Origin of the sequence: Pseudoclavibacter sp. 13-3 (assembly GCF_021168475.1) — a bacterium.
GTDB lineage: Bacteria > Actinomycetota > Actinomycetes > Actinomycetales > Microbacteriaceae > Pseudoclavibacter_A.
The window spans coordinates 242598-255051 of record NZ_JAJOZT010000004.1 but is presented as its reverse complement, the minus strand read 5'-3'; the positions used below and the strand labels follow the sequence as shown (position 1 = coordinate 255051).

Genomic DNA, 12454 nt, shown 5'->3' with positions numbered 1-12454 from the left:
GGCGTCATCCCCGGTTCGCCGGCTGCGGCTCGGCGCGGCTGGCGGCCTCGTCGGGCAGCAGCTCCGGCGCGACCACGTCGGTGGCGAGGTAGCGCCGATACGCCTCGGTCGTGAGAAAGGGCAGGAACGGCTTGTCGAGGGCGACCTGCGCGAACACCTGCACTGCGTCGTCGAATCGGTCGCCGTCGAAGCGCTGCAGCTGCGAGACCACGTCGTCGATGATCTGCTGCACGCGACCGCGGGTGACCGTCTCTCCCTCGGCGGTGACGGTCTGGTAGTGCAGCCACTGCCAGATCTGCGTGCGCGAGATCTCGGCGGTCGCCGCGTCTTCCATCAGATTGTCGAGGGCCGCAGCGCCGACGCCGCGCAGCCAGGACTCGATGTAGCGGATGCCCACCGAGATGTTGTCGCGCAGGCCGGCCTCGGTGACCTCGCCCGGAGTCGCCTGGAAGTTCAGCAGGTCGCTCTGCCCGATTCTGACGTCGTCGATCTGACGATCGACCTGGTGGGGGCGCTCGCCGAGCACCTTGTCGAACTCGGCCTGCGCGTACGGGATCAGATCGGGATGCGCGACCCAGGTGCCGTCGTAGCCGGCCTCCGCCTCGCGGCGCTTGTCTGCCGACACCTTCTGGAAGGCGCGCTCGGTGACCTCGGGGTCGCGCCGGTTCGGAATGAACGCGCTCATGCCGCCGATGGCGTAGGCACCTCGGGCATGAGCGGTCTGCACCAGCAGCTGAGCGTAGGCACGGGTGAACGGGACGTCCATGGTGATGCAGGCGCGATCGGGCAGCACGTTCTTGGCGCCGCGCTCGCGGAACACCTTGATCACGCTGAAGATGTAGTCCCAGCGGCCCGCGTTGATGCCGGTGATGTGGTCGCGCATCTCATAGAGGATCTCGTCGATCTCGAAGGCCGCGGGCAGCGTCTCGATCAGCACGGTGGCGCGGATCGTGCCGGTCTCGAGGCCCAGCGTGCGCTCGGCGAAGGAGAAGACGTCGTTCCACAGCCGGGCTTCGAGGTGGCTCTCGAGCTTGGGAATGTAGAAGTACGGGCCACGGCCGCGGGCGATGAGCTCGTTCGCATTGTGGAAGAAGTACAGCCCGAAGTCGACGAGGCTGCCCGACGTGTCTTCGGTGCGGTTGTTGTCATCGGTGAAGACCAGATGCTTCTCGGGCAGATGCCAGCCGCGCGGCCGGGGCACGATGGTCGGCAGCTCGGTGAGTTCGTTCGTGCGCAGGGCGTACTGCTTGCCCTCGGGCGTGGTGAAGTCGATCTCTCCGCGGATGGCGTCGAAGAGGCTCAGCTGGCCGCCGACCACGTTCTGCCAGGTGGGGCTGGTCGCATCTTCGAAGTCGGCGAGCCAGACCTTCGCCGTGGAGTTGAGCGCGTTGATGGTCATCTTGCGGTCGGTCGGGCCGGTGATCTCGACGCGGCGATCCTGCAGCCCCGGTGCTCCCTCGGATCCGACGACGCGCCAGCTGCGATCGCTGCGGATGTGCGCGGTGCCGGGCAGGAAGTCGGGGTTGGTGCCGAGTGAGTAGTCTTTCAGCCGCTTCGCCCGCTTGGCGAGCAGCTCGTGGCGACGAGACGAGAAGCGGTGGTGCAGCGCTGCGAGAAAGCCGAGTGCCTCGGGTGTGAGAATCTCGTCGAAGCGTTCGTGCATGGGGCCGGCGATGCGCACGACGGGTCGGGTCGGCCGGCGGAAGGCGGTGGTGGTGTGCATGATTCTCCAATCCTGATGGCGGTGCCGATCGTCGCTGATCGGCGGATGCATGATGGCGAGACGTGGCGACTGGCGTCGCGGTGACGGCGTCGTCGGGAGCGAGCCGGTCGGGGCGCAGCCTGCGCCGTTGCACGAGCGCCCCGACCAGACGAGATCAGAACTGCGCCTCTTCGGTGCTGCCCACCAGCGCGAGGGTCGCGCTCTCAGGGTTGAGCGCCGTCGAGATGCGGTCGAAGTAGCCGGTGCCGACCTCGCGCTGGTGCCGCGTGGCGGTGTAGCCCTCGCTCTCGGCGGCGAACTCCTTCTCCTGCAGCTGCACATAGGCAGTCATCTGCTCGTCGCGGTAACCACTGGCCAGCTCGAACATCGAGTAGTTCAGCGCGTGGAAGCCGGCCAGCGTGATGAACTGGAACTTGTAGCCCAGCTCGCTGAGCTCACGCTGGAACGAACCGATCTGCTCGTCAGAGAGGTGGGCCTTCCAATTGAATGACGGCGAGCAGTTGTAGGCGAGCAGCTTGCCGGGGAACCGTTCATGGATCGCATGGGCGAACTCGCGAGCCAGCTCGATGTCGGGCTCGCCGGTCTCGACCCAGAGCAGGTCGGCGTACTCGGCGAAGGCCAGACCGCGCGTGATGACCGGCTCGATGCCGTTGCGCACCCGGTAGAACCCCTCGTCGGTGCGCTCGCCGGTGGCGTACTGGCGGTCGCGCTCGTCGACGTCGCTGGTGAGCAGGTCGGCCGCGAGAGCGTCGGTGCGGGCGATGATCAGTGTGGGCACCCCCGCGACGTCCGATGCGAGTCGGGCCGACTGCAGGGTGCGGATGTGCTGCTTCGTCGGGATGAGCACCTTGCCGCCGAGGTGACCGCACTTCTTCTCGCTGGCCAGCTGGTCTTCCCAGTGCACGCCCGCCGCGCCGGCCTGGATCATGGCCGACTGCAGCTCGAAGGCGTTCAGCGGCCCGCCGAAGCCGGCCTCGGCGTCGGCGACGATCGGCGCCATCCAGTCACGGGTGACTGCCTCGGGGCCGCCCTCGCCGAACTCCACCTGGTGGGCGCGCATCAGCGCATTGTTGATGCGCCGCACGACGGCGGGCACCGAGTTCACCGGGTAGAGACTCTGGTCGGGGTAGGTCTGACCGGAGAGGTTGGCGTCTGCCGCGACCTGCCAGCCGGAGAGGTAGATGGCGCGCAGCCCGGCCCGCACCTGCTGAACGGCCTGGTTGCCAGTGAGCGCGCCGAGAGCGCGCACCCAGTCGTCGCCCTCTTCGTGCAGCAGCTCCCAGAGCCTCTCGGCACCGCGACGGGCGAGGGTGCTCTCTTCCCGGATGCCGCCGCGAATGCGCAACACGTCTTCGGCGGAGTAGTCGCGGCGCACACCCTCCCAGCGCGGGGCGTTGTCCCACTCGAACCGGAGCTGCTCAGCGGTCTGGGTCTGGTCGCCGGGGCGGATGTTCTGCTCGGTCATGGTGATCTCCTTTGATCTCATGGTGCGTGTGCCACCGCATCGGCCGGTGGGCCGAACCGCGTCACTCGGATGATCGAGTCGTCATGGATTCGTTCGGTCGTGCTGTGGTGAGTTCTACTCTGCGTCACCCGAACCGGGCGATCTGAACCGAACGACAGGAAAGTTCTGCGATTCTTCTGTTCTGCGGAGAAAACGCGTGTGCCATCATGAATGCATGACGACCACGCAACGGCGCGGGGCGCGTCTTGACGATGAGGCGACGGTTGACGCACTCATCATCGGGCGACGGATTCGCGCGATACGAAAACAGCGAGGGCTCACTCTGGAGTCGCTCGCGCAGGCGATCGAGCGCGCGCCCAGTCAGGTCTCGGCGCTCGAGAACGGCCACCGGGAGCCGAAGCTCAGCCAGCTCAGGCGCATCGCCGAGGCGTTGGCCGTGCCTCTCGAAGATCTCATTGGCGGCGACGAGGCTCCCAGCGAACGGGTGTCGCATGAGGTCGAACTCGAACGCATTCAGCGCTCGGTCGGGTTCTCGTCGCTCGGACTGCCCGCGGTGCGGGTGGGGCCGCGCCTGGGAGACGACGCCCTGGCGACGATCGTCGGACTGTACCGCAAGATCGAGCAGCTGCGCGACGATCGCCAGGCCACCCCCGAAGAAGCCCGTCGGGTGAACGCCGAGCTGCGCACCACGATGCGAGCTGGCGACAATTACTTCGCGGCGATCGAGAACGAAGCCGAGGGCCTGCTCGAGACGCTCGGCTACACGGGCGGGCCGCTGCCGCAGCGGCTGACCGCAGCGCTGGCCGACCACCTCGGCGTCACACTGCACTACGTCGACGATCTGCCGCAGTCGACGCGGTCGGTGCTGGACGAGCGCAACGGCCGCATCTATCTGCCCCAGTCGGTGATCGGCTCGGGCGACTCGCGCGCCGCAGTGCTGCAGGCGCTGTCGAGCAAGGTGCTGGGCCACACCGTTCCGGTAGACTACGCCGAGTTTCTGCGCCAGCGGGTCGAGAGCAACTACTTCGCCGGTGCGATGCTCATGCCGCGCACCCGCAGCGTCGAGCGACTGCAGGCTGCCAAGGCGAACAAAGATCTGGCCATCGACGACTTTCGCGACGCCTATGCGGTCAGCTACGAGACCGCCGCGCATCGGTTCACCAATCTGGCCACCGAGTTTCTCGATCTGCCCGTGCACTTCGTGAAAGTGCACGAGTCGGGCACGATCTGGAAAGCCTATGAGAACGACGCAGTGTGCTTTCCCACCGATTCGCTGGGCGCCATCGAGGGGCAGACCTGCTGCCGTCACTGGACGAGCCGCATTGTCTTCGCCGAGACCGATCACTTCAGCCCGTTCGCACAGTACACTGACACCCCGACCGGCACGTTCTGGTGCGCCGCCCGCGTGCTCGCCTCGTCGCAGGGGCGGGTGTCGGTGTCGGTCGGCACCGACTTCACGCATGCCCGCTGGTTCCGCGGCGGCAACACCACCAGCCGTGCCGTCTCAACCTGCCCGGACGAGAACTGCTGCCGCGTTCCGCCTGCGCACCTGCGCGAGAAATGGGAGGATCAGTGCTGGCCCGCCACACGACCGCACGCCTCGCTGCTCGCCGCGCTGCCGCAGGGCGTGTTTCCCGGCGTCGACACCACTGACGTGTACGAGTTTCTCGAACGACACGCACCCGCCGAACCGTCTCTGACCGCCCACGAAAGGAACCGCCCATGACCGACACCGCCGACCTGCTGACCGCAGACCTCGCCGACGACCGGGATCGCGAGCTGCGCAGCGTGGTCACCCAGCTGCGCAGCTTCGGAGGCCGACCCCGTGTCTTCGGGCGTGTGCAGACGCTGCAGGTGCACGAAGACAACACGCTGATCAGAGAGCAGCTCGGCACACCAGGCGAAGGGCGCGTGCTCGTCGTCGATGCCGGAGCCTCGCTGCGGCGTGCGGTGGTCGGCGGCAATCTGGGGGCGCTGGCCGCTCGCAGCGGCTGGGCCGGCATCCTGGTAGCCGGAGCCGTGCGCGACACCGTCGAGCTCGGTCAGGCCGACGTGCACATCAAGGCCCTGGGCTCGCAGCCGGTGCCCACGGTGAAGCGTGGCTTCGGTGTGCTGGGCGAGCCCATCCGCTTTCTCGAGGTCGATGTGCGGCCGGGCGACTGGGTGGTCTCAGACGAGGATGGCGTGGTGTTTCTCAGCGTCGACCCGCGCTCCGAGGGCTGACCGACTCAGTCGGCGCTCGGAAACGCCAGGTGCAGCTCGGCGAGCCACGCCTGCGGTGTGGAGTCTGAGGGCGCCCGCCAGTCGCCGCGCGGCGAGAGCGACCCGCCAGCCGAGACCTTCGGGCCGTTCGGAATGGCCGTGCGCTTGAACTGGGCGAACCCGAAGAAGCGCTGCAGAAAGACCTCAAGCCAGTGCACGATCTGACGCTGATCGAAGTCGTGGCGGTCGGCGTCGGGAAAACCCGCCGGCCACTGACCCATGCCCGCATCAAGACAGGTGGCCGGCTCGGCCCACGCGTGTGCGGCCAGCCAGGCGATGCGACTCGGACGCATGCCGTGGCGCAGCACCTGGTAGAGCGTGAAGTCGTGCAGGGCGTAGGGGCCGATCCGGTCTTCGGTGCTCTGCACCTTGCCGTCGGCTCCGGCGGGCACCAGCTCGGGCGAGATCTCGGTGTCGAGCACGCGCTGCAGCACAGCCGAGACCTCCGCCGAGAAATGCCCGGTCGAGCTCACCCAGCGGATCAGATGCTGCATCAGCGTCTTCGGCACGCCGGTGTTCACCGTATAGTGCGACATCTGATCGCCGACGCCGTACGTCGACCACCCCAATGCGCCCTCCGAGAGGTCGCCGGTGCCCACCACGATGCCGCCGCGCTGGTTCGCGAGTCGGAACAGGTAGTCGGTGCGCAGACCGGCCTGCACGTTCTCGAAGGTGGTGTCATAGACCGGCACGCCGCCGGCGAAGGGATGCCCGATGCGGCTGAGCAGCTCGCGTGCGGCAGGCCTGATGTCGAGCTCTTCGAATGTGACCCCCAGCGACTCGGCGAGCGCCGCAGCGTTCGACTTCGTGCGGTCGGTGGTGGCGAATCCGGGCATGGTGAACGCGAGGATGTCGGCGCGCGGGCGTCCGAGACGGTCCATGGCCTGTGCGCAGACGAGCAGCGCGTGCGTCGAGTCGAGGCCGCCCGAGACGCCGATCACGAGCTTCGGCGACCCGATCGAGCGCATGCGCTGCATGAGACCCGAGACCTGGATGCTGTAGGCCTCGTAGCAGTCCTGCGCGAGCCGCGCAGGGTCGGCGGGAACGAACGGAAAACGGGCGAGTGCGCGACGCAGGCCGATGTCGTCGGTGGGCGGCCTCAGCTGGAACGAGACGGTGCGATAGGAGCTCTCTTCGCCGTCGCCGCTCAGATCGGCGAGTGTGCGCCGGTTGTCGTCGAATGTGCCCTGCCGCAGGCGCTCCTGCCGCAGCACGTCGAGGTCGACGTCGGCGACCGACCGCCTCGGCCCGTCGGGAAAGCGCTCAGTCTCGGCGAGCAGCGCGCCGTTGTCGTAGATCATCGTCTGGCCGTCCCACGAGAGGTCGTTGCTCGACTCGCCGGCTCCGGCCGCAGCGTAGACGTAGGCGGCCAGGCAGCGGGCCGATGCCGAGCGCACCAAGAGACGACGATCATCGGCGCGGGCGATGGTGATGGGGCTGCCCGAGAGGTTCGCGAGCACGCTCGCGCCGGCGAGCGCGGCACGAGCGCTCGGCGGCACCGGCACCCACATGTCTTCGCAGACCTCGGCGTGCAGCACGAGACCCGGCACGTCGACGGCGTCGAAGAGCAGGTCGGTGCCGAAGGGCGCGTCGAGGTCGCCGACGCGGATGCTGCCGCCGCGCTGGTCGTCGCCCGGTGCATACCAGCGGCGCTCGTAGAACTCCCGGTAGGTCGGCAGATACGACTTCGGCACGACGCCGAGCAGACGGCCGCGATGGACGACCGCAGCGCAGTTGTACAGACGCGATCTGTGCCGCAGCGGCACGCCGACCACCAGCACCGGCAGCAGCTCGGTGCTCGCGGCGATCACCTCGATCAGCGCGTCCACGGCGGAGTCGAGCACGGCATCCTGCAGCACCAGGTCGTCGATGGCGTACCCGGTCAGGCACAGCTCGCTGAAGACGGCCACCCCGACCGCATCGCGATCGCAGGCGACGGCCTGTTCGATGACCTGATGCGCATTCGCGGCGGGATCGGCGATCGAGATGGGAAAAGTGACGGCTGCGACGCGTGCGAAGCCCTGAGCGTAGGCGCTCGCCTGCGCACCGAGGGCGCGGGCGGCGACAAGTCGATCGGTCATGGGCTCCAGTCTGGCACAGCGCGGCCTCGCGCTGACAGACAGTACACCAGGTGAACATTTGCTACCGTGAGGGCACGACTCGAACGAAGGAGCTGAGACGCCATGACAGAACGAGCAGTGAGAGAACCGGGAGCCGTGCGTCGACTCTGGGCTGACGGCTTCGGCGCACTCGCCACGCGCTGCCTGCAGATTCTGGTGGTGCTCGCCGTGATCGTGGTGCTGATCTTCGGCATCATGCAGGTGTCGATCGTCGGGATTCCCGTGCTGCTCGCCCTGATCGTCTCGTCGGCGATCGTGCCCTTCACCTCGTGGCTGACACGCCGGGGCGCGCCTGCCATGCTCGCCGCATGGACCGCTCTGCTGAGCATCGTGGTCGCCTTCGGTCTGCTGATCTGGCTGATCGTCTGGGCGGTGCTCAACCAGTGGAGCGTGCTCGTCAGCTCAGCCACCGAGGGCATGACGACGCTGCAGGAGTTCATCGACGGGCTGCCCTTCACCGTGCATCTGCCGGCGCTCGCCGAGATCGGGGAGTGGGCCCAGGGCGTGCTGGCCAGCAGCGGGTTCCAGAGCGGAGCGCTCGCGGGCGTCTCGGCGACGGCGGAGTTCTTCACCGGCTTCGGCATCTTCGTCGTCGTGCTCTTCTTCTTTCTCAAAGACGGGGCGGCGATCTGGGAGTTCCTGCTGCGCCCGCTGCACGGAGAAGGATACGCGCGGGCTCGTCGCGCCGGTCAGCAGGCGGTCGCCACGTTCGGCAGCTATCTGCGCGGCACCACCATCGTGGCTGCGGCCGACGCCGTCGGAATCGGCATCGGGCTCGTCATTCTGCAGGTGCCGCTGGCGCTGCCCCTGGCCGTGATCGTGTTCGTCACGGCGTACATCCCGATCGTCGGCGCCACCCTGGCCGGCATCCTCGCCGCGCTGGTCGCGCTGGTGGCCAACGGGCCGATCGCCGCGCTGATCGTCATCGCCATCGTGATCGTGGTCAACCAGCTCGAGGGAAACCTCCTGCAGCCGGTGGTCATGGGGCGCACCCTGAAGCTGCACCCGTTGGTGATTCTGATCGCACTGACCATCGGCGCCTCACTCGGCGGCGTGCTGGGAGCGATCATCGCCGTACCGCTCACCGCCGCGGCCTGGTCGGTGCTGCAGGTCTGGGACGGACCGGAACGTCCGGCGCGGTTCGCCCGGAAGAAGTCGGCTCGAGAGCGTCGTGAGATCCGCGAGGCCGAGCTGGCCGCCGAGGAGGAAGCCAAAGCCCCCTCCGGCGCGGCGTCGGCGGATGCGGCGGCGAGCTCCGAAGAATCCGCTGACGCAGCGAGCGACAGCGCCGTATGATCGGCGTCGGCTCCACCACGGCGCCGACGACACAGATACCGAAGGAGTCCCCCATGCCCACACTGCTCTCAGCGAAGCGTGTGCTCGTCATCGCGACCAACTACGGAGTCGAGACCGCCGAGATCTCGCGACCGGTGAACGATCTGCGCGCAGCGGGCGCTCGCGTGACCGTCGCCGCGCCGAGGCATGAGGCCATCCTCACCCTGGTGCACGACCGAACGATCGGCGAGACGCTGACGCCCGACGCCGCCTTCGCCGACATCGACCCCGCGCAGTTCGATCTGCTGGTGCTGCCGGGCGGCACCATCAACGCCGACCAGCTGCGCATCGACGACGACGCGCAGCGCATCGTGCGCCGCTTCGCCATCGCCGGGCGACCGATCGCCGCGATCTGCCACGCGCCGTGGGCGCTGATCGACGCCGGTGTGGCCGAGGGCAAGAAGCTCACCTCGTATGGCAGCATCAAGACCGATCTGGTCAACGCCGGAGCCGAGTGGACCGACGCCGAGGCGGTCGTCGACGACACCGACGGCTGGCGGCTGATCACCTCGCGGTCGCCGCACGACCTCGACGCCTTCGTCGCAGCCATCGTCGAGACACTGCAGAGCTGAGCTCAGGAAAGCCCCTCCGGCTGATCTTCATGGGGTTCACGAGACATCAGCCGAGTCTGGACGCGTGAGGCGATCATGCCGATGAGCATGGCGACCACCACGGCGACGCAGAGCACCAGCACGGGGTGCTTCTCGACCCAGATGCCGGCGATGGCGCCGATGACGGTGCTGTAGATCGCCCAGACCAGCGACCCGACTGCCGAGAGCCGGGCGAACAGGGCGGTCGGCATCCTCAGATCGGCGCAGGCGAGGGTCGTGGCCAGGCGTCCCATGGGCACCAGTCGAGCGCTGATCATCGTGCTGTGCGGCTGCTCGCGCAGCCGCCGCCGCATCCAGCGTCTCGTGCGCTGCACCCTGCCGCCGTTGAGCCATCGCCAGCGGCCGAGATTCATCCACCGTGCCAGTCCGAACGCCCCGAGGTCGCCGGTGACCATGCCGACGGTGGTGCTGATCAGCAGCAGGACGGTCACGAGCGCGGGGTCGGGGCGGGCGTAGGCGATCGTCGCCAAGGCGATCACGAGCGACTGCGTGGGCAGAAAGGTGAGCGTGCCGCTGAACGCCAGCACGAGGGCCAGCGCGACGAACACCCACGGTGAGTTCGCGAGTGACAACACCCACTCAGACGCTGCTGATCCCATTGCCCTCAGCGTACCCGGCTGCCATGACGTCTGATTGAGAATCAGCCCTGTGCTCGACTGCGGAAGCCGCGCAGGCGCAGGCTGTTGCCCACGACGAAGACGCTGCTGAACGCCATCGCCGCACCCGCCAGCATCGGGTTGAGCAGGCCCAGCGCGGCGAGCGGGATCGCCGCCACGTTGTAGGCGAATGCCCAGAAGAGGTTCGCCTTGATCGTGCCGAGCGTGCGCCGGGCCAGACGGATCGCATCGGCGGCGCTGCGCAGATCGCCGCGTACCAGAGTGATGTCAGCGGCCTCGATGGCCGCATCGGTGCCGGTGCCCATGGCCAGGCCCAAATCGGCGGTGGCCAGAGCGGGTGCGTCGTTGACGCCGTCGCCGACCATCGCCACGACATGCCCGGATTGCTGCAGCCGCTTCACTTCGGCGACCTTCTGCTGCGGCAGCACTTCGGCGATCACCCGGTCGATGCCCACGTCGGCGCCGATCTGCTCGGCGGCCCGCTCATTGTCACCGGTGAGCAGCACCGTGGTGAGCCCGAGATCGGTGAGCCGGGCGACCGCCTCGCGGCTGGTGGGCCTGACCGCGTCTGCCACGACGACGATGCCGCGTGCCGAGCCGTCCCATGCCACGGCGATGACGGTCGCACCGCTGCGCTCAGCCTGCTGTTTGGCCGCCACGAGCCTGTCAGAGAGACGCATCGACTGCTGCTGCAGCAGCGCTTCGCGTCCGGCGACGACGGCGTGCCCGTCGACCACGCCCTGAACGCCCAGGCCGACCGTGCTGGCGAAGTCTGAGACCGCCGGCAGCGGCTCAGCAGTGGCCGTGGCAGCGGCCTGTGCAATGGCGCGGGCGATCGGATGCTCAGAGGCGCTCTCGAGGGCGCCGGCGAGTCGCAGCAGCTCGTGCTCGTCGACGCCCGGCTCGACGACGATGCTGTGCAGGGTCATGCGTCCGGTGGTCACGGTGCCGGTCTTGTCGAGCACGACGGTGTCGACCCGACGCGTCGACTCGAGTACCTCGGGGCCCTTGATGAGTATGCCGAGCTGGGCGCCGCGTCCGGTGCCCACGAGCAGTGCCGTCGGAGTGGCCAGGCCCAGCGCGCACGGGCAGGCGATGATGAGCACCGAGACGGCGGCGGTGAATGCGGAGGCAGCAGGGTGCCCCAGCAGCAGCCACACGGCCAGCGTCACCACGGCGATGCCGATGACGATGGGCACGAAGACTGCCGACACCCGATCGGCGAGGCGCTGCACCGGGGCTTTGCCCGACTGCGCGTCTTCGACCATCTGCGCCATATGCGCCAGCTGGGTGTCTGCGCCGACGCGGGTGGCCCGAACCACCAGGCGGCCGCCGGCATTCACCGTCGCGCCGACGACGGCATCTCCCTCGTTCACCTCGACGGGCACAGATTCGCCGGTCAGCATCGATGCATCCACCGCCGACGAGCCCGAGACCACCCGGCCGTCAGTCGCGATCTTCTCGCCCGGGCGCACGACGAACTCGTCGCCCACCGCGAGCTCGGCCACCGGAATGCGCTGCTCGCGGCCGTCGCGCAGCACGGCGACGTCTTTGGCCCCGAGTTCGAGCAGCGCCCGCAGCGCCGCACTGGCCTGTCGTTTCGAGCGCATCTCGAAGAAGCGGCCGGCCAGGACGAACATGGTCACCCCGGCGGCGACCTCGAGGTAGATGTTGTCCGACCCCTCGCTCGGAGCGATGGTGAGCTCGAAGGTGTGGTGCATGCCGGGCAGGCCGGCCATGCCGAAGAAGAGCGCATACAGCGACCAGATCAGGGCAGAGAGGGTGCCGAGCGAGATCAGGGTGTCCATCGTGGCCGCCCCGTGGCGCAGGTTGATCCACGCGGCACGGTGAAACGGCCACGCTGCCCAGACGACGACCGGTGCCGCCAACGTCAGCGACAGCCACTGCCAGTTCGTGAACTGCAGTGCGGGGATCATCGCCATCGCGATGACCGGCACTGAGAGCACCACCGAGCCGATCAGCCGGTTGCGCAGGGCCAGCAGCTCGGCGTCGTCGTGTGAGTCGGCGCCGGCGGCGGATGCGGTGGTCGGCTCTGGGGGAGCGGGCAGTGCGGCCGTGTAGCCCGTCTGCTCGACCACGTCGATCAGCTGCGCCGGGTCGTAGCCCTCAGGTGCATGGACGCGTGCCTTCTCGGTGGCGAAGTTCACGGTCGCGTCCACTCCGTCGAGCCGGTTCAGCCTCTTCTCGATACGTGCGGCACACGACGCACAGGTCATGCCCCCGATCGCGAGTTCGATGCTGTCGCGTCCGGTCGGTGCCGGGGTGGTGGTCTCGCCGCTCACGGTGTCTGACTCCCTCTG

The 12454-nt window shown here is 68.3% G+C and carries 9 protein-coding genes; 4 read left to right on the top strand and 5 right to left on the bottom strand.

Annotation, left to right across the window (positions count from 1 at the left end; all coding sequences use genetic code 11):
- Positions 1-4: 4 nt before the first annotated feature.
- Both aceB and aceA read right to left on the bottom strand, forming a co-directional pair.
- The gene (gene aceB, locus LRX77_RS08670) at positions 5-1723 is read right to left on the bottom strand and encodes a malate synthase A (RefSeq protein ID WP_231832494.1); all 1719 of its coding nucleotides are present in this window, start codon (positions 1721-1723) and stop codon (positions 5-7) included.
- Between the two features lie 154 nt (positions 1724-1877).
- On the bottom strand, positions 1878-3188 hold the full coding sequence (gene aceA / locus LRX77_RS08665; protein WP_231832493.1) for an isocitrate lyase: 1311 nt from the start codon (positions 3186-3188) through the stop codon (positions 1878-1880).
- A gap of 214 nt (positions 3189-3402) precedes the next feature.
- Here aceA and LRX77_RS08660 point away from each other — a divergent pair, with 214 nt between their 5' ends.
- Positions 3403-4914 carry an XRE family transcriptional regulator gene (locus LRX77_RS08660; RefSeq protein ID WP_231832492.1) on the top strand — a complete coding sequence of 504 codons (1512 nt, stop codon included), beginning with the start codon at positions 3403-3405 and terminating at the stop codon, positions 4912-4914.
- Positions 4911-5411 carry a ribonuclease E activity regulator RraA gene (gene rraA / locus LRX77_RS08655; protein WP_231832491.1) on the top strand — a complete coding sequence of 167 codons (501 nt, stop codon included), beginning with the start codon at positions 4911-4913 and terminating at the stop codon, positions 5409-5411. Before LRX77_RS08660 ends, rraA begins: the two co-directional genes overlap by 4 nt.
- Positions 5412-5416: 5 nt before the next feature.
- Here rraA and LRX77_RS08650 read toward each other — a convergent pair whose 3' ends face one another.
- Positions 5417-7531: an NAD(+) synthase gene (locus LRX77_RS08650; RefSeq protein WP_231832490.1), complete on the bottom strand. Its 2115-nt coding sequence runs from the start codon at positions 7529-7531 to the stop codon at positions 5417-5419.
- Between the two features lie 102 nt (positions 7532-7633).
- Between LRX77_RS08650 and LRX77_RS08645 the strand changes: the two genes are divergently transcribed.
- Both LRX77_RS08645 and LRX77_RS08640 read left to right on the top strand, forming a co-directional pair.
- On the top strand, positions 7634-8866 hold the full coding sequence (locus tag LRX77_RS08645) for an AI-2E family transporter (RefSeq protein WP_231832489.1): 1233 nt from the start codon (positions 7634-7636) through the stop codon (positions 8864-8866).
- A 53-nt stretch (positions 8867-8919) separates the two neighbouring features.
- A complete protein-coding gene (locus tag LRX77_RS08640; RefSeq protein ID WP_231832488.1) occupies positions 8920-9477 on the top strand; it encodes a type 1 glutamine amidotransferase domain-containing protein in 558 nt (185 codons plus the stop codon).
- A gap of 2 nt (positions 9478-9479) precedes the next feature.
- On the opposite strand, the gene LRX77_RS08635 is transcribed toward LRX77_RS08640, so the two are convergent.
- Together LRX77_RS08635 and LRX77_RS08630 are read right to left on the bottom strand one after the other, a co-directional pair.
- Entirely contained in the window at positions 9480-10115 is a 636-nt protein-coding gene (locus LRX77_RS08635) for a DedA family protein (protein ID WP_231832487.1), read from the bottom strand.
- 41 nt (positions 10116-10156) lie between these two features.
- On the bottom strand, positions 10157-12436 hold the full coding sequence (locus LRX77_RS08630) for a heavy metal translocating P-type ATPase (protein ID WP_331716151.1): 2280 nt from the start codon (positions 12434-12436) through the stop codon (positions 10157-10159).
- Positions 12437-12454 lie beyond the last annotated feature (18 nt).

Coding starts and splice junctions, on each gene's coding strand:
- LRX77_RS08645 (WP_231832489.1), top strand. CDS start 7,634: ATGACAGAACGAGCAGTGAGAGAACCGGGAGCCGTGCGTCGACTCTGG.
- LRX77_RS08660 (WP_231832492.1), top strand. CDS start 3,403: ATGACGACCACGCAACGGCGCGGGGCGCGTCTTGACGATGAGGCGACG.
- aceA (WP_231832493.1), bottom strand. CDS start 3,188: ATGACCGAGCAGAACATCCGCCCCGGCGACCAGACCCAGACCGCTGAG.
- LRX77_RS08635 (WP_231832487.1), bottom strand. CDS start 10,115: ATGGGATCAGCAGCGTCTGAGTGGGTGTTGTCACTCGCGAACTCACCG.
- LRX77_RS08650 (WP_231832490.1), bottom strand. CDS start 7,531: ATGACCGATCGACTTGTCGCCGCCCGCGCCCTCGGTGCGCAGGCGAGC.
- rraA (WP_231832491.1), top strand. CDS start 4,911: ATGACCGACACCGCCGACCTGCTGACCGCAGACCTCGCCGACGACCGG.
- aceB (WP_231832494.1), bottom strand. CDS start 1,723: ATGCACACCACCACCGCCTTCCGCCGGCCGACCCGACCCGTCGTGCGC.
- LRX77_RS08640 (WP_231832488.1), top strand. CDS start 8,920: ATGCCCACACTGCTCTCAGCGAAGCGTGTGCTCGTCATCGCGACCAAC.